Origin of the sequence: Haloferula sp. A504 (assembly GCF_044385805.1) — a bacterium.
Taxonomy (GTDB): domain Bacteria; phylum Verrucomicrobiota; class Verrucomicrobiia; order Verrucomicrobiales; family Akkermansiaceae; genus Haloferula.
Map to the genome: position 1 here is coordinate 1 of NZ_JBISBU010000023.1, position 18,043 is coordinate 18,043.

Below are 18,043 nucleotides of genomic sequence, written 5' to 3' on the forward strand. Positions count from 1 at the left end.
GAGGTTACGGATCAGGCCTGATTTTACCATCGTCAGCACGGGTCGATTTGCTACGACGTGGGCCGTTATGCAGGAATGGCACTATCTCGACAGTCAGAACGCCTCGCAGAAGGTCACGGAGGAACAACTCAAGAGCCTGGTCGCGGCCGGCACGGTCACGCCGCAGACGATGCTGTGGAAATCGGGCATGGCCGAGTGGGCACCGGCTTCCGGGGTGCTTCCCGCGTTGTTCGCGGGGGGTTCCACGCCGCCGCCGCCGGTCCCGGCCGGCGGTGCGGCTTCGCGGCGCTGCCATGAGGTGGACTACGAGGTTTTCGGCGACGACATGCAGATCGTCGAGGTCGAGCTCGACCCGGGCGAGACGGTGATCGCCGAAGCCGGGGCGATGAACTACATCGAGAGCGACATCACCTTCGAGGCGAAGATGGGGGACGGCTCCTCTCCGCAGGAGGGCGTGATGGGCAAGCTGTTGGCGGTCGGCAAGCGGGCGCTCACGGGAGAGTCGATTTTCATGACCCACTTCACGCATGCCGGCGGATCCGGCAAGCGGCGCGCGGCCTTCGCCGCGCCGTATCCGGGCAAGATCATGCCTCTCGACATGGCTTCCTTCGGCGGCGGCATCACCTGCCAGAAGGATGCCTTCCTCTGCGCGGCGCTGGGCACCAAGGTCAGCATCGCCTTCAACCGAAAACTCGGGGCCGGCTTCTTCGGCGGCGAGGGCTTCATCCTGCAGCGCCTCGAGGGCGACGGCATGGCCTTCATCCACGCCGGAGGCACGGTGATCAAGAAGGAGCTCAAGGGTGACCAGTTGCGGGTCGACACCGGCTGCCTGGTCGCGTTCACCGACGGCATCAGCTACGACATCCAGCGCGCCGGCAACCTGAAGAGCATGTTCTTCGGCGGCGAGGGTCTGTTCCTCGCGACCCTTTCGGGTCACGGCACCGTATGGCTGCAGAGCCTGCCCTTCTCGCGCCTTGCCGACCGGGTCGCCGGCAACATCGGCTCCGGCGGCAAGGGCGAGGGCTCGGTGCTCGGCGGTCTCGGCAACCTGCTGGATGGAGACTGAACTCAGAGGTAGTCGACGCGGCTCATCGCCATCGACTCGCGGACGTCGCCCATGCAGCCGTTGGTGCCGACGTTGAGGCGAGACGTGAGTTCGAAGAAGTCGAGGCAGGTGCCGCAGAGGATGATCAGCGAGCCGCGCTGCTCGAGTTGCTTGAGCAGTGCGTTCACCTCGTCGTCGAGCAGCGCCGCCTTCACGCCTCCATTGTAGAAGACGTAACGCTCGGCGCATTCGTCGCGCTCGAGATCGGAGGCGAGGTACTTGCGGAGCAGGCGCAGTCCGAGTTCGGGATCGCCCGACCCCATGCCTTCGCGCGAGACGACGACGGCTTGCTTGCTGTTTTTCATGCAGCGGGATCCTGCCAGACGGGGCACCGGGGTAAAGCCGCGCCCGCGTTTTTCCGGTCCTCGACTACGGTGTCGTGACCCGCAGGTTCCTTGGCATCGTCCGTGGGTTTCGCCGTTCCGCGGGCAGGAGATGGGCCTCCACGCTGCACGAGCACCGTTGGTTCGGTCACCTGGCGGGACGTCTGGTTCGTTTCACCCCAGCGGGGGATCCAAGAGAATATGCGCGGTTTTTTAATTCATCGTAAAGATCTGGGAATCAGCGATCCGTGACGGATCCCGGCATCTGTGGCGCGATTCATCTTTACCGGAGCTTAGGCGGTTGGGTAAGGCTCGGTTCAATGTTTGCTGGTTGAGGGAACTCCTGCCATCGGCGAGCTCTCCCAACCCTTTTTCTGATCACATGTCGATTTTCCGGGCCGTCGTCCCTAACAAAAATTGGTCCGGAAATGGCACGCTGAGGTGGTTTTTCCCACTGCTCGCCATCGTGGTTTCGCTCTCGGCCCGGGCTGAAGACGGCCTCCAGCGGACCCAGTCGATTTCCTTGGGCAAGGGCTGGAACGCGGTCTTTCTCGAAGTCGAGCCTGTCGATACTTCACCGGCGAAGGTGTTCGCAGGCTTGCCGGTCGACAAGGCGGCCACGCTCTTCGAAAACCCGGTCAGCAACCAGTTTGTCACCGATTCGACGATCAATCTCTCGACGAGCAGTGGCTGGGGCATCTGGTATTCGGGAGAACTGCCGGAGTCGTTCCTGCGGTCCCTCGACGCCATCCATGGCAACCGGGCTTATCTGGTTCATGCCACGGCCCCCTGTCAGTGGAATGTGCTCGGCGAGGTCGAGCGTGCGGTCATCGATTGGAAGCCCGATGCCTACAATTTTGTCGGGTTCTCCGTCCGTTCACCCGGGGGGCCGACCTTTGCGGAATTCTTCGCGGGTTCGCCCGCCCACCGGGGCCAGAAGATCTATCGTTTGGTGAATGCCCGTTGGAAGCAGGTGCTTCAACCGGCGACGGAGGCGATGCGCTCCGGAGAGGCCTTCTGGATCTTTTGCGACGGTCCGTCCAACTACCAAGGCCCCCTGACGGTTGAAACCCCGCTCAGGCAGGGGCTTTCCGTCGGCCGGGGTGACGGGGAGCTGATTCTCCGCAACGCCTGCCCGCATCCGCTGGGCCTGACCATCCACCATGTTCCCGGAGTGGCGGGAGGGGTGCCCTTGTCGGTGGTGGTGAGCTCGGTCGGCGACCCCGCGAATCCAATCTCGGCGGTCGGCGTGCCGATGCCAAGCGGCACCTGGCAACAGGCGCTTCCGCCCTTGGAAGTCGGCGGATCAGTGGCCGTTCCCTTTGAATGCCGTTCGGGTGACATGCTGAAAGCCGAACAGGCGACCCTGCTCAAGATCACCACGGACCTTGGCTCCGAAAACTGGGTGCCGGTCCGGGGTTTCCGCGACGATCTGAACGACTGAGCGCCTGCAACACCGCCCTCGATTTCGCGCCTGCCGCGACCTTTCCCTCAAACTCATGACTCATTGCCCCTTCCGCCGGAGCTTCGCTCTGGCTTTCTCCCTGCTGGCTACGATTCACGCCGGAGCCCAGTCGAGCCCCCACCGCGGACTCTGGGTCGGAGAAGCGACGCTTTCCGAGGTCAGCCAGGTGACGATCCCGCTCGACGAGGACAACATCCCGCGGGCGCCGGATCCGGCGGTCACGGCACCGACTTCGGACCTGGCGAAACTACGGCTCATCCTCCACGTCGACGCGTCCGGGAACGTCAGCCTGATCAAGCATGTGGCGATCGTGGGTCGGAAGGCGGGAGACCAGGTGTCCGACTCGGATCTTGCGCTGGTGACGGATCCACGACTCTACGGGGACTTCCCACCCCAGCCGGCAACGCGCATTTCGAGCGTGGCGTTCGACTTCGGTGACGCCAAGGCAACCGGGGCGGTGAACGAGATTGCCGGTCGCGCCGCCGCGGCTGCGGCCACTGCCGCCCAGGCCGCCGGCGCCTCGATCGCAACGGTCACCGCGGCCGCCCAGGCCGCGGCCCAGACGGTCATCGCCGAGGCCGACGCCGCCTCGGCCTTCTCCGATTTTCTCCAGGACCCCCTCACCCTCGCCGCCGTGCGCTCGATCGCGACCGGTGGTCCGACCGACGACCTCGAGGCGAAAGCCGTGGAGCTTTTCGAAAACTCCTTCTTCGGTGACCGGCGGGGGATCGAGATGATCCAGGCCATCCTCGATGCGGTGGCCGCACTCCCGGCCGACGCCACGGACGACGAGAAAAGGACGGTGGCCGAGAACACCGCGGCCTCCTTCGTCGAGACCGACGGCGCCTACGACCGCTTCCTCGCCAGCGAACTGCTGGGCGACATGATCCGCGAGGGGGCGGAAGCCGGTGCTTTGGCCGCGGACGCCCTGCCGCCGGTGCCGGTCGACTCGTTCCAGCCCGCCGACCCGGCTCCCGGAACCGTCATCGTCTCTCCCGCCCACGGACTCGTGACCAATGACGAGGTCGCGATCTTCGATACCGCGATCGGTGCCTACGGTGGCGTCCGGAAGGTGATCAATTTCGATGACGACACCTTCCAGATCGACGTTCCCTTCGTCACCGGCGGTGCGATCAGCGGCTATGCCGCCTTGACGAACATCACCCCGACGACCGTCGAGTCACCCGCGCACGGCCTTTCGGATGGCGAACTGATCACGTTGCGCGATTCACCGCTGGCCGCCTTCAACGGCAAGCACTTGGTTTCCGTGATCGATGCCGACCGCTTCACCATCGAGGTGCCCTTCGATTCGAGCCCGCCGGTGCCCGGCGTGTGGTCGGTCCGCTCGGGCGAGATCACCGGCTACGCGGGAACGGCCGACGGGTCGGCGGGAATCGCCGTGACGGCACCGGATCACGGGCTCGACAACGGCGCACGGATCGAGATCCAAGGCTCCGGTGAACCCTCCTACAACGGGATCAAGACGATCACCCGCATCGACGACAACTCCTTCTCGATCAACCAGGCCTTCGGAGGAAATCCGGCGCAGAAGGGCAGCTGGGACCTTCCCCGGCCGATTGCCTCGTTCCAGCCGCCGTCGGTGGTGCCGACCCTGGTTTCCTCGGTGGCCCACGGCCTGTCATCGGGTGACCGGGTGGTGATCTCGGGATCTGACAAGGCGGAATACAACGGAGAGCAGGTCGTGACGGTGATCGACGCCGACAGCTTTTCGATCGGCGTCGCCTTCGATGACGCCGACGGCGATCCCGCGGTCAAGGGGGACTGGGTTCCGGCGGACGGCGGCCGCTGGCGGAAGGCGAACGCGGTGCGCACGGCGATCGAGCAGCAAGCGAAGGTCGTCCAAGCCAGGAGCGAGGCACTGACCCTCCAGATCAGTACTTACTCGGACAGCCGCGCCCGTGATGCGGTCGAGATCCTGATCGAGGCCATCCTCGGTGAGGTGGCGACGGACGGTTCGTCGCTGGCCGCCCAGGCGGCGATCCTCGGGGAAGAGGCCGGTCGCGAGGCCCTCGCCACGAAGGTTCCGCGCTATCCGGCACCGCCGACGGTCCCCTCGCTGGACTACAACGACTTCATCGACACCGAAACCTTCACCAGCAGCGTCGGCACCGCGGCCTCGGCCGCCGCGGAAGCCGCCGTCAAGGAGAGTGAGAACGTGATCTCCACCCCGGAGTCGATCGAGCGTCGTGCCCTGGATGCCGCGACCGATGCGATCGTGGGGACCTTCACCGCGGCCTCCCGCGCGTTCCTCACCGAACTGCCGATGAGCGGTTCCTTCGGCCCCGGTGCATCCGGCCTCACGGGTGAAATGCTGCTGCCGGCGAATCATCCGACGAACCCCTTCCGCCACCGCCGCCACCCGGATCATGCGAGGGGCTTCGACGTCAACCGCACGGTCACCCTTTCGTTCTTCTCGCAGGACGACCAACCACGCTCCCGGGCCGGCTACGGCATCGACCGTATTTCCGGCATCTACGAAGAGGAAATCTTCGGACTCCACAAGCCGCTCGGCCCCGACAAGGACATCGGCCTGAGGGTCCGTGGCGGTTTCCAACTTCAGCGAATCAGCCTGATCGACACGCTCAACGGCCGCTGAGGCGCGCCCACCCAAATTTCCCCATGCATTCCTTCTCCAGACTCCGCGCGCTGATCGTCTCCCTGACTGCCGCCACCGGTCTCACGCCGGCCTTGTTCGCCGATCCCTCGGACCTGCTGTTCACGGTGGAAATCGGCGGAACGACCAACCGGCCGTCCGTCACGATCACGAACAACTCACCGAACTTGTCGTTCACCGGGGTCACCTTCGACATCACCACGACCGGCTATGTGTTCGATACCAGTGACTTCCTGGAAACGAACGCCCCCCCAGGCGACAACGGGGCTTTCGTCATCAGTCCCACGGTGATGGTGTGGACACCGTCGTCCTCCGACGATGGTTTCGATCCCGGTGAATCGCTGTCCTTCCGCGTCGATCTCGACACCGCAGGGTCCAATGACGGCGTCAACAACCGCTTTGCCTTCTACAACAACGGCGGAACCCTTGCCAACAACGCGCGGGCCGGCGTGCGCAACGGCATCGCCACTGCCACCCGGATCCTGCCGGACTACGCGCCGGCGGAGCCAATCTTCCGGGGGCCGGGCCGGCAGATCACCGTAACGACCCAGGCCGAGTCCCAGGGCGATGACGGTGCCTTCGTGCGGGGTGTCGAAGTCCACCGGGACGGTGTCCTTGTCTCGGACAACTTCGAGACCGTGACCTTCGAGGCCGGTCATGGCGACCGGGTCCAGGTGATCGCCCCGCAGGAGGTGTACAAGAACATCCATTCCGAGTTCCTTTCCGGAAGCAGCGACGGCGAACCCGACCTGATCGCCGAGGAAGCGGAGGAGCGGTTTGTCGCGCTCGGCATGTCGGTAAACGACATCGCGCAGACCGGCGACCCGACCAACTACGACTTCGAGGCGCTCGACGACACCGACATCCGGGTGAAATGGGAGCACTACTACGCCCTCAGGATCGCGCACGACTTTTCCAAGACCCAGAGCGTGGAGGTCATTGCCGATACACCGTGGGCGGGACCGCTGGCATCCGACGCGGCGGGCACCCCGGATCCGCCTGTCAGCAAGCAGTGGGTCCTCCGCGGCACCCAGCCGGTGGTCCAGATCGACGGCTCGCTGGTCGACAACTTCAGCCATCCCGGTCTCGACATCCGTTTCGTGGTCGACGGCTACCGTGCCTACGGCCCGCCGAACGAGGACCGGACCAAGGACTACAACGATGCCCGGCTCGCGCCGACGCGGGCGGACATCCGCCAATCGCAGACCGGCACGGTCGCCTCCTATTCCAACGATGGAGGCAAGACCAGGATCACCATGGAGGACAACGCTGCGGGAACCTACAACCACGGCTTGGTCGCGGGGAACAGCGTTGAGATCACGGGAAGTGGATACGAGTTTTACAACAAGATCCACAAGGACATCACCAACGTCGACCGCCTTTCCTTTACCATCAATGTGCCCTTCGTGTCGGGCACCGGTGCGGGAGAACCTCTCGCCAAGGGAATCTGGCGTCATGTGTCGTATGTCAATCGCTTCGCCTTCGAGACGGTCGAGCAGCGCCAGCAACTCGGGAGCTTCACGATGTACGGTCCCGGCGGAGTCACCTACATCTGGCAGATCCAGTACGGCGTCCGGCTGACAGCCGACGATACCTCGCGGGCCGACCTGCCGCGGGTCTTCGAGGTCGTTCCCGGCGAAGCCGGACCGGTCGACCGGACGGTGGTCGACGGTGTGGCGTGGTTCGACCCGGGCGCGAGCATTCGGGTGATGGCCCCGGCCAACGAACCGGGCCCCGACGGACTGGCGTTGACGGGATGGGTGAATGGCGACGGCTATTACTTTTCGAACACGGGCGAGATCGATCCGGCGTCCGGGCTGCCCACCACCGGTGGGCCGGCCGAGGTGGACGGGAGCCCCGTGGCCGCGTGGACCCAGGGAAATCCTGATGGATTCATCGGCTACGAAATCCGGAGCCTGCGCCGACCGGTGCGGGCGCTCTGGCGATACGGTGCGGGTGCGATCGTGATCCATGCCACGGTCGGCAGACCCCTGTTCGCAAATGCCCCCCAGTATGCCACGACTTTTGTCCGGGAGCCCGAACCCATCATCAATGCGGTCCCCGATCCGATCGCGGTGCAGCCAGGCGTGACGCCACCCGGGGCCGACCTGATGGCGGAGTGGGACCCGGTCAGCGGTCGCCTTTTCCCGACCGTCCCCGGACGCTTCACGGTGCCCTGGAAGCCGGGACTTGAGGCGGAGAATGCGGTCGAGGTCCGGGTGATCGCCGAGTTGCCCTTCGATTCCGAACGCCAGATCCGCGGTCACTACCCGCACATCCACGGCACCCCGGCCGTCAATCTGGATCCCGATCCCGGCGATGAGCTCTCCTTCCGCTCGGTCAAGTTCACCACCGCCGGAGCCACGGTCGACGATGACGGCATGTTCTCGACCGAGAACCCCGGCATCAGCGTCCTGCTCTTCAGCCAACTGCAACGGGTCGGCCGCGGGGAACCGCGCGAGTTTCTGGCGGTGAGGGTGGTCGATACCCGGCCGTGGAACGTCAGCCTCGCCGCGGTCCCGAAGGAGGTGCCGGTCGGTTCGAGGATTTTGGACCCGCAGGTCGACCGGGCCGGTCTCGGGACCGGTTACGTTTACGATCCAAGCGGCCGGGCTCGCTACAATCCCTTCGTTTACGATGCCGGCGCGCTCGAGGGCCTGGCGGCGATCGACATCTACGACATGGACCAACTGCTCGCCGACACCTCCTCGCTGTCGGTGGTGAACAAGGGAGCGCTGCCGGGACCGGTCATCCCCGTCAACGAACATCCCGGCGTGCCGGACGACGAGCTTCCGATCATCGTCTGGTACGACGATCCGAGGGCCAACGACACGCTGATGTGGCCGTGGATCTCCCGCATCTACCGTCCGGTCTGGCCGCGGGCTGCCGACACGCCGCAGATCGTGATCGCCAGCCAGTTCGGCAGTGAGGGATTCGGACGGACCGGCGGCGAGCAGGTCACGGCACCGGCCATCGACGACACGCCCGAGGCGACCACCTACGACCCATCCCGCCTGCAGGCGGTCCAGATCTATCAGCAGCCCGATCCGGATGCCCCCGGCTACAATCCCAACGAGGAACATGCCCTGGTCGCCCCGTCGCTGCGCTTCTCCGACGTCTCGCCGCGACCGCCGGCCATCTACGCGCTGCGCGATGGCGACATCAACCGCGACAACCCGAACGTCACGAGTGGCGCCAATGCCTACACCTCCGATCCCTTTGTGCTGGTCCAGTTCTTCGATGAAGCCGCCGACGAGATCCGGATGAACCTCTACACCGTGAAGCGGGAGAGCAGCCTCGGCGACCAGCCCTTCTACCGCTTTGCGAACGACTTCACGGCGAGCACGACGAACCTGGCGAGCCAGCCGTACGTCGTCATGAATGCCGGAGAGCCGGTGATTCCCTTCTACCCGCTCGGGGTGGCGATCGGTGCCAGCCCGCCCGCCGAGACCTTCGGCAACAACTTCTTCCCGCAGGAAACCTATTGGGAGGACTGGCGGGGATCCTACTGGTCGATTTCCGGCGGCAATCGTGCGTGGTTCAACGCCTCGTTCTACTATCCGCTGAATCCGGATTTCTGGTGGCCTTCCGACCTCACCGTTCCGCCCGTGGAGGTGGTCAAGGATGGAGCGACCTACACCGCGACCTACGATGACACCCGCACTCCGCGGGTTCCGGTCACCGGCGATGCCGTGGCTTTCCTGCCTGCCGACGTCAAGCGAGGCCCCTCCGAGAACACGCTGGCCGAGCACCTGCCGACCAGGGTCATCTACAAGTCCGAGTGGCCCGACAATCCGCCGGTCCTGAAGGCGGGTGAGACCCTGACCTTCTCCGGTGGCGAGAACGCGGCCGACGAGATTTTCCTCGGAACCTCCGACCCGGCGCCCGGACTGCCCCAGCTTACGGCCTTCGCCTCGGCGGAGGTGGTGTTCGACTCCCTCAACCCCGAGGGCGAGCCGGAGCAACTCAGGAACAACTGGACCGCCCGTGTCACCCAGGCGCTCGACAAGCGGACCGCCAGCCTGCCGACCTCGAGCTTCCCGAGCGAACTGCAGCCCGCCAGCGGCCGCGTCACCGTGAAGGGTGGCAAGTACATCTTCGACGAGCTGCCGGCCTCGCTCCAGAAACGTCTGCGTTACGACCCGTTGGCGGTCCGTTTCATCAACGGGTCCCAGGTGGCCGGCGTGCTGGAATTCAGCGGTCTGCTGAACGACAAGGAGATCGGCGATCCGACGCTCACGGCCTCGCCGCCGGCGGTCTATGTGCTGGAGCCGAATATCCTTACCGCGAAGGAGCGGGACGCCATCCTCGATCTGGTGAGTACCGGCTCACCGGACCGCACGGCATGGGTCACCTCGGTCAACGCGCTCTACAATGTCACCCGGAATCCGGAAGGGGTTCCCGGTCAGAACGGTGAATACCTCACCGGGGTGATGAAGAAGCCGCTGCTCGATGAGGACGGTGGCATTGTGAAAGACGAGCTCGGCAACGTTCAGTTCGTCGACCCGGCGGTTCCGGCGCCGATGCGTGCCTACGGTCCGGGCCTTGCCCTGGTGCCGAACGACCGCTTCCTCGACCCGCTCGGACAGTTGGGCAACGGCGATCCCTTTCCCGACGAAAGCTGGGTCACGGTCGTCGAGAACAACGATCCTGCGCTCGGTGGTTCGCCGATCACCCCGCACATCATCAAGGTCGACCGCAAGAAACGCTACCGCGGGGCCATCAAGACGATCCTCTCCGACAACGTGTTTGATGAGAACATCGTGCTGCGCTCGACCGGCGACTTCGGCGCGAATGCCGACCAGCTGGTCTTCGAGTGGTGGTATCGCCCGGACGACGGGAGCCTGAACGTGCCCCCACCGGATCTGATTCCCGCCGGCCAGACGAACCCTTGGAAGCTTTTCCCCGACCCGAGTGGCAATCGTGGCCTCGGTCGCTACCAGATCACCCTGAAGGGAAATCCGAATGCTCCCGAAGCCCTGCTGGCCGACACCTTCTGGTTCTGCCGTTACCGCCACGACAACGACAACGCCAGCGGCACCAACTGGAACGTCCCCCAGCCGGACGGCACCAACGGCGTCAACTTCACCTGGGCCGGTGCCGGCAACTCGCAGCCCTTCGTCGATGCCGATCTCGACGGCTTCAAGGACTTCCGGGCCCAGCTGGCCCAGGGATGGATCAAGCGGGTGCTCGATGCGGTCAACCCCTACGAGGCCCGCATCCGGGATTTCGATGGGGACAACCCCGCCACGGTCACCAGCATGATCTCGCAGCTCGGGGCCCGCTACGAGGGTCCGGTGGCACTGAATCCCGACAAGAACGTCATCGAGAACGTCGGGCTGATCGAACTCTACGAGACCATTCTCAATCGTGGACGTAGCCTGAGTATCGACCTGTCGCGCCCGGTCTCGACGCCCGCGATTGCCAACGCGCTGCAGCTTGCCTCGACCCGGATCTCCGACTTCTACACCCTGCTCGGGAACGAGGCCTACGGCGATGCGGTCGACCCGACCATCGGTCACGGCAGCAACAGCGTCGACTACGGTTCGCTGGCCAGCTCGGTCTTCACCTTCCAGAACCAGCTCGCCTCACCCATCGACGAGGAACTGGCGATGCTCCGCGGCGTCGATGACTTCTTCGCCCGTCCGGTTTACAACCGGCTTTTCTGGAACTTCACCAAAGGGGAGGGCGAGGCGGCCTACGCCACCAACTACGACATCAGTGACGTCACTGAAGACGGCTTCGTGGACGAAGATGATGCCATGGTGCTCTTTCCGCAGGGTCACGGCGATGCGTGGGGGCACTACCTGACCGCGGTCCGGAACCAGTATGAGCTGCTCCGCCATCCTTCTTTCAACTGGGTCTCGAGGTCCGAAAGCTACAACCTGCAGGACATCGTGATCACGGTCGACTTCCTTGATGAAAGGAAGTTCGCCCAGGCCGCCGCCGCACGGGCAAAGGCGGGCAGTGAGATCGTGGCGATGACTTACCGCGACCGCTACGTCGCGGATCCCGAGGCCCAATGGCAGGGCTACACCGATTCGAATCCGGACCGCGCATGGGGCGTCGACGAATGGTCGCGCCGGGCCGGGCAGGGCGCTTACTTCGACTGGGTCACGGCCAATGCCCTGCTTCCGGCCGAGCATCCGAACGAGGAGCTTGAAGGCATCCGCAAGGTGGACCGGACGACCAACGCGGACATCAGCGTGGTTTCCGCCAACCTGAGCGCGATTCAGCGCACCATCGACCAGGCCGACCGCGGCTACAACCCCTTGGGCATCGCCGCCGGAGCGCAGATGTTCGACCTCGATCCGCTCTTCGAATATTTCGGGGAATACGGGGCCGGCACCGAGGGCAAGCAGCACTTCGACCAGATCTACGACCGCTTCGAGAGGATGCTGGAGATCGCCGAGATGAGCTGGGATGCCGCGAACGTCCGGGCGAACATGGTCCGCCAGATCGGCAACTCCGAGATCGACTTCCGCAATTCGACCTTTCAGGAGGACCTCGTCTACCGCAACGAGCTGATCAAGATTTTCGGCAAGCCCTACGAGGGCACCATCGGGCCCGGCAAGCTCTATCCGGCCGGCTACGAGGGCCCGGACCTCGGGCTCTACATGTATGTGCCGGTGCGTGAGATCAACTACGACACCGTGCCGCGGCCGGTGCTCGAATTCGCCACCTTCAACGGTGCCAACGGGGCGCTTTCGGGGGGAGATCTCTATGACGCCTACCTCGCCAGCTCGCCCTCCGGCAGCGGCAGCTCGATCCTCAACAAGGAGACGGCACTCAAGGATGTCAGCGTCAACTTCCGCGAACTGTTCAATGCGACCTTCGCCAACGCCACCAACAACCTCGAGTACGATGCCAATACGACTTCGGGCCTGTTCGCGGTCAACTACACCGACCTCGACAACCCGAAGGTCGAGCTTGAGAACTTCGTGAACCAGATGCCGATCACGACGGCCGGCTACACCTTCCAGGCGCCTCCCGAGTGGGGAGCCCGCGGGGCGACCGGCGAGTTGCAGATCCTGCTCAACCAGATGATCCAGCAGGAGGCGGAGATCGCCAAGGCGGTGGCTGCGTGGGATGCCTTGAGCGGCGAGACGGTGCGGATCCTGCGCCTGATCAATGCCCGCCTGACCACCTCGGGCCTGAACCAGGGCAACGAGGAAATCTTCAGCCGCGTCAAGCTCGCGACCAACACGGTGATCAAGGCCATCGAGACCGGCAAGACGATCAACGACCTCGCCCAGTATCTCAACATCGAGCTCTTCGGCGCGGCCCGCGAGGGCATTCCAAGGAGCCTTCCCACGGCGGGCCTTGCGGTCTCGCCGGGGGATGCCCTGTCCGTCGCCCGGGCCGGGATCCTGTTCTCGAAGGTCGGGGTGGGCAGTGTGCTCAAGGGATTCGACGGGGCGTTCTCCATCGCCAAGCTGGTTGCCGAAACCGCACTCGATATCACTGAGAACGAACTGGCGCTGGCCGCGGCCGACCGTGACCGGGAACTCGAAATCAAGGAGTGGATCAAGGAGCTGGAAGACCAGGTCGGAGACGAGGCCATCCTCAGGGTGGCGGTTTTCAAGGAGATCCAGGTGCTCCGGGAGCTGTCGGACCGCTACCGCACGCTGCTCGATGAGGGTGGGCGTCTCGTCGACGAACGGGCCGCCTTCAACAAGCGGGTCGCCGCCCAGACCCAGCGCGAGCGCTATCAGGACATGACCTTCCGGGTTTCGCGCAACCATGCGCTCCAGTCCTACCGGAGTTCCTTCGATCTCGCCGCCCGCTATGCCTATCTCGCCGCGTCGGCCTACGACTACGAGACCAACTATTCGTCGTCCGACCAGGCTTCGGCCTCGCCGTTCTACAGCCGGATCCTCAAGGCCAGGACGGTCGGGTCGCTGAAGTTGGCGATGCGACAACTGAAGCAGAATTACGACTCGCAGCGCAGCCAGCTCGGTTTCAACAACCCGCAGCGCGAGACCGGCGAGATTTCGCTGCGCCAGGAATACATGCGCATCCTTCCCTCCGGCGAGGTCCAGCCGGACCTTCCGGCCAACGAGTATCCATCCCCGGGAGCCGATCCGGATGCCGTCTGGAAACAGGAGCTCCAGAAGGCGCGCGTCGAGGATCTCTGGCAGATCTCGGAGTTCCGGAACCAGTGCCGTCCCTTCGCTGCCGCGACGGATGCCTCCGGCCGGGCAATTCCCCAGCCGGGCATCGTGATCCGCTTCTCGTCCGACATCACCTCGGGCAAGAACTTCTTCGGCAAGCCGCTCAGCGGGGGCGACCAGGCCTACAGCACGAGCAACTTCGCGACGAAGATCTCGGGCCTCGGCGTGGCATTCGAAGGCTATCAGACCGATGGTGTGCTCGACGATCTTGCGGCAGCGCCGCGAATCTACTTCGTTCCGGCCGGACTGGACGTCATGCGCGTCTCCCGCAGCCCCGATCCCAACGAGTTGCGCACCTGGAAGGTCGTCGAGCAGGCGATTCCGGTGCCGTTTCCGACCTCGAATTCGGACATCGAGGCGAGCGGCTACATCCCGCTTCTCGATTCGCTCAACGGCCGCCTCGGCGAGCAACGCCGCTTCTCCGACTTCCGGGCCTACCCCGACCAGCTTGGCGATGGCGTCAAGGACACGCGCCTGGTGGGACGCTCGATCTGGAACACCCAGTGGATCCTGATCATCCCGGGTGCGACGCTCAATGCCGATCCGGATACCGGTCTCGACCGCTTCGTCGACCAGGTCTCGGACATCAAGCTCATCTTCGACACCTACGGCCAGAGCGGCGGCTGAGCCGATCATTCGCTGCAACACCCAAAAGATTCCTCATGAATTTCTGGAACATCTCCCAACCGGTCCGCGGACTCCGGCTCGCCGCGTCATGCGTCGCGAGCGCTTGGCTCGCCGCCCCGGCAGTGCATGCCTTCATCGCCGAACCGGAGACCATTCTCTACGGCCGGGTCCTCAACCGCAGCAACCCGAACACCGAGCAACTCGTGGTCGAGGGCAGGCTCCTCTGGACCATCCAGAAGCCGGATGGTTCGTCGATCCAGCTGGCTGGCGAGATGGCCGAGATGAGTGGCGGCGAATTCTCCTACACCGTCCGGGTTCCCCATCAGGCGGTCATGCTCGGCGAGACGGCCACGACGAACGCGGTGCCGCTCGGCACGTCCGAGGCACCGGCCTTTCACTCCGAGATCACGGTCGACGGGGTCATGGCCGAGATCCTGCCGCCGGCGACGTCCGCCTTCGATCTGGACCAACTCTTGCGGGCGAGCGCCGTGCGGATCGACCTCGGGGTCATCGCCGAGGAACTCGACAGTGACGGCGACGGGATGCCCGACTGGTGGGAGGATGCCAACGGCCTCGACAAGCAGGATGGCAGCGACGCCCTGACCGATTCGAACGGCAACGGCCTGAACAATCTCGCGGAGTTCCTTGCCGGAACGGATCCCGGGCGCGACCCCACCGAGCCGTTGCTGCTGACCCGGGAAGTGATCGCCTACGCGGATTGTGGTTCCCTGATTCCTCTTGAAGTCGCGGACAGCGACACGCCGGCCGACTCGCTGACCTTCACGCTTCATTCGCTGCCGACCGGTGGGATGCTGGTGCTACGCAATGCCGCGGAACTGCCGGAGCCGACCGCGACCGCTCTGGAGCCGGGGGCGACCTTCACCCTGGCGGATGTGCGTTCGGGCCGGCTTCGCTTCGACCACCAGGAGGGATCGACGGTTGGACCGTTCGAGGTTGGCGTTCGCGACGAGGATCCCACTCATGCGGAGTCCCGCGGCGAGGTGAGCATCCTCTTGTTCGACTCCGATGCGGATTCCGTCGCGCTCACGGCGGCCGAGAAGGTTCGCTATGAAAGCCATCGGCTGGGTTGCGATTTCGGTCACCTGATTGTGGATTTCGGAGCGACTGCCGGCCCACACCAATTCGCCGCCCCGACGGCCGGTCTCTCGGAGTCGCAGGAACTCGCCCACGCCGAGAGTTATGGCATCGATCCGGCCCACATCTTTCTCGGTGGCCCGGCCGATGACATCCTCACGGGTGGAACGGCGGACGACTTCCTGATGGGTGCCGACGGAGCGGACCGGCTGACAGGCGGGCCGGGCGCGGATGCATTTCTGTTCCTTTCGGCTTCCACCGCCGTCGACGTCATCACCGACTTCGATCCCGCGGCCGGCGACACGATCGACATCAGCCCGATGCTCGACGGGCCGTCACTGCTGTTGACGGACTACGCTCGCATCCGGCGCGACGGTGCGGATGCCCTGCTTGAGATTTCGGCCGCCGGCACGGCGACGGGCTACTCCGATGCCGTGATCCGCCTGCTGGACTCACCGCTGCAACCGTCCGACCTGGTGAACCTTTACTATGCCGGGAATCTCGTGACGGGAGACGTCGGCATGCCGCCCCGTCTCAGTGTGATCGCGACGAATACCGGTGCCAGCGAGAACGGCCCGGCCGACGGTGTCTTCACGATCGAACGCGAGGGCGAGCTGGGTCACAGCCTCAATGTCTCTCTACTGTTCACGGGCAATGCGACCAACGGCTCGGACTATGAATTCCTTCCAAGCACCCTGGTGATGCCTGCCGGGGCGGCCTCGGCCGAGCTTCGGGTGCGCCCCTACGTCGACTCGCTGGTCGAGTTCAACGAACAGGTTCACCTGTCACTCGTGACTTCGGCGGATTACCTCATTTCCAGCCAGTCCTCGGCCCAGATGGCGATCGAGGACCTCAAGCCGCAGCTGAGCCTCGAGGTGCTCGATGGCATTGCGGGCGTCGAGACCGGAACTCCGGCTTCGGTCCTGATGCGGCGGGGCGGGCTGACCTCCCCCGAGGTCTTCGTTCAATTCCGCCTCACGGGGACCGCGGTCAACGGGGTCGACTACCAGTATGTGACCCCGTTCACCTCGATGTCGGCCGGCCAGACGACCAAGCTGATTCAATTCACCCCGACGGCGGGCGTCGATTTCTCGGGGGCCAGCGCCAAGACCATCCGGATGGACCTGAAGCCGGACGTGGCCTACGCCATCGCTTCGCCGCTGGCCCGTCTGGTGATCGTGCCGAAGCGCCTGACCTATCCGGCCTGGCTTGCGGAGAGCGGACTTTCCGGCTCCACCGAGCAGGGGATGTCCTTCCTGATGCGCTATGGATTTGCGGTCGATCCTTTCAATCCGAATGCGGCGGACACGCGGCTGCGCCTGCCAAAGGCGGAGCTTGGAGGTGACCACCTGATGCTTTCGTTCCGCCGCAAGCCGGGGGTCACCGACCTCCGCTACCAGGTCGAATACACCAACGATCTGGTCACCTGGAATACGGGTCCCGAGTTCGTCGAGGAGATCACCCACGAGTTTTCTCCGGATGATCCGGAGACGGCGGTCTTCCGGGCCAAGCGCCCGATGTCCGAGGCCAAGACGGCGGCCATGCGCGTCCGTCTCCTTCTTTCCGGCGAATGATCTGCACCTGATGTTTTCCAAGCTCCATATCCTGCCGATGCTTCTTGCGGCCCCCGTTTTGCTCACCGGCTGTGGTGAACCGCCGTCCGAGACGGACGCGGCGGGAGGATCGCCCGTGCTCGCGACGGTCGCCGGCGAGCCGGTCACCGAGGCGGATCTGCTTGCGGAGGCGAAGTGGCGGATGGAACGGCGTGAAGCGATTCCGTCCACGAAGGAGCTGCTGGACGAGCTGATCCAGCGACGGGCCCTGCTGGCCAAGGCCCGTTCCGAAGGCTTCGATGAGGATCCGGACACCCGCCGCCGGATGGAGAACCTGTTGATTGCCGCCCTGCGGGAGCGCGACCTCGAGCCGGCGGTCGCCAACGCGCAGGTGAGCGACGAGGAATTGCGCGAGGAGTATGAGAACCGCAGTGCGGAGCTCGGCACCAAGGACCTCGACCGCTTCGCCATCCTTTTTCTGGAAGCCGACGAGAAACGCCCGGACGACTATCGTGCGGAAGTCCGGTCGCGGCTCGAGGAGGGAGTCGCCAAGAGTGACGCCAATCCCGCACCCGGCGGGCGCGGCCCGGCGGCCGGCGGGTTCGGTGCGATCGCGGTCGATTACTCCGACGACCAGGCGGGCCGCTACCGCGGCGGAGACATCGGCTGGATCGAGGCCGGTGCCGGCTCCGCACGTGTTCCCGATTCGATTCTCGAGGTCGGCCGCTCCCTCGAGCCCGGGGCACGGAGCGGGATCATCGAGGCCCCCGAAGGCTTCTACGTCATCATGAAGACCGACAGCCGTCCGGGCGGGCTGCCGGCCTTCGAAAAGGTCTCCGCGAGACTCTATCAGGACCTTCTGATCGCGAAGCGACAGCAACTTCAGCAGGACTTCATGGCCGACATTCTCAGTGCGGCCGAGATCTCGATCGACGCCGACGCCCTGGCGGGGGTCGAGCTTCCCGCCTCCTCCGAATCTCTCGCTCCACCCGTTGCTCCGACTGGCCCCGCCGGGGTCCCAAGCCCCGCCGCTTCCCGCTGATTCCCGATTTTTCCACCCCGACGC

Annotated in this window: 7 protein-coding genes and 1 pseudogene; 7 read left to right on the top strand and 1 reads right to left on the bottom strand. The window is 64.9% G+C overall.

Annotated features, from left to right (window positions below; genetic code table 11):
* Positions 1 to 67 precede the first annotated feature (67 nt).
* Together ACG2LG_RS12305 and ACG2LG_RS12310 are read left to right on the top strand one after the other, a co-directional pair.
* A pseudogene (locus ACG2LG_RS12305) lies at positions 68 to 154 on the top strand (hypothetical protein); the annotation flags it as partial.
* 171 nt (positions 155 to 325) lie between these two features.
* Positions 326 to 1,066, top strand: a complete 741-nt coding sequence (locus tag ACG2LG_RS12310; protein ID WP_396259472.1) for a TIGR00266 family protein — start codon at positions 326 to 328, stop codon at positions 1,064 to 1,066.
* A gap of 2 nt (positions 1,067 to 1,068) precedes the next feature.
* Here the strand turns inward: ACG2LG_RS12310 and ACG2LG_RS12315 are convergent, their stop codons facing one another.
* Positions 1,069 to 1,410: a hypothetical protein gene (locus tag ACG2LG_RS12315; protein ID WP_396259390.1), complete on the bottom strand. Its 342-nt coding sequence runs from the start codon at positions 1,408 to 1,410 to the stop codon at positions 1,069 to 1,071.
* A 484-nt stretch (positions 1,411 to 1,894) separates the two neighbouring features.
* On the opposite strand from ACG2LG_RS12315, the gene ACG2LG_RS12320 reads away from it, so the two are divergent.
* Genes ACG2LG_RS12320 through ACG2LG_RS12340 form a run of 5 tightly spaced genes read left to right on the top strand, consistent with a single transcriptional unit; the run spans position 1,895 to position 18,019 of the window.
* Positions 1,895 to 2,872 carry a hypothetical protein gene (locus tag ACG2LG_RS12320; protein WP_396259392.1) on the top strand — a complete coding sequence of 326 codons (978 nt, stop codon included), beginning with the start codon at positions 1,895 to 1,897 and terminating at the stop codon, positions 2,870 to 2,872.
* A 55-nt stretch (positions 2,873 to 2,927) separates the two neighbouring features.
* Complete coding sequence (locus ACG2LG_RS12325; RefSeq protein ID WP_396259393.1) at positions 2,928 to 5,510, top strand: hypothetical protein; 2,583 nt, start codon at positions 2,928 to 2,930, stop codon at positions 5,508 to 5,510.
* A gap of 23 nt (positions 5,511 to 5,533) precedes the next feature.
* The gene (locus ACG2LG_RS12330; protein WP_396259395.1) at positions 5,534 to 14,329 is read left to right on the top strand and encodes a hypothetical protein; all 8,796 of its coding nucleotides are present in this window, start codon (positions 5,534 to 5,536) and stop codon (positions 14,327 to 14,329) included.
* 35 nt (positions 14,330 to 14,364) lie between these two features.
* Positions 14,365 to 16,998 carry a cadherin-like domain-containing protein gene (locus ACG2LG_RS12335; protein ID WP_396259396.1) on the top strand — a complete coding sequence of 878 codons (2,634 nt, stop codon included), beginning with the start codon at positions 14,365 to 14,367 and terminating at the stop codon, positions 16,996 to 16,998.
* A 10-nt stretch (positions 16,999 to 17,008) separates the two neighbouring features.
* Positions 17,009 to 18,019 carry a peptidyl-prolyl cis-trans isomerase gene (locus tag ACG2LG_RS12340; RefSeq protein ID WP_396259397.1) on the top strand — a complete coding sequence of 337 codons (1,011 nt, stop codon included), beginning with the start codon at positions 17,009 to 17,011 and terminating at the stop codon, positions 18,017 to 18,019.
* Positions 18,020 to 18,043 lie beyond the last annotated feature (24 nt).

What these genes read in the sequence shown, in the direction of transcription:
- ACG2LG_RS12310 (WP_396259472.1), top strand. Translation starts at nt 326, where the DNA reads ATGCAGATCGTCGAGGTCGAGCTCGACCCGGGCGAGACGGTGATCGCC.
- ACG2LG_RS12315 (WP_396259390.1), bottom strand. Translation starts at nt 1,410, where the DNA reads ATGAAAAACAGCAAGCAAGCCGTCGTCGTCTCGCGCGAAGGCATGGGG.
- ACG2LG_RS12325 (WP_396259393.1), top strand. Translation starts at nt 2,928, where the DNA reads ATGACTCATTGCCCCTTCCGCCGGAGCTTCGCTCTGGCTTTCTCCCTG.
- ACG2LG_RS12330 (WP_396259395.1), top strand. Translation starts at nt 5,534, where the DNA reads ATGCATTCCTTCTCCAGACTCCGCGCGCTGATCGTCTCCCTGACTGCC.
- ACG2LG_RS12335 (WP_396259396.1), top strand. Translation starts at nt 14,365, where the DNA reads ATGAATTTCTGGAACATCTCCCAACCGGTCCGCGGACTCCGGCTCGCC.
- ACG2LG_RS12340 (WP_396259397.1), top strand. Translation starts at nt 17,009, where the DNA reads ATGTTTTCCAAGCTCCATATCCTGCCGATGCTTCTTGCGGCCCCCGTT.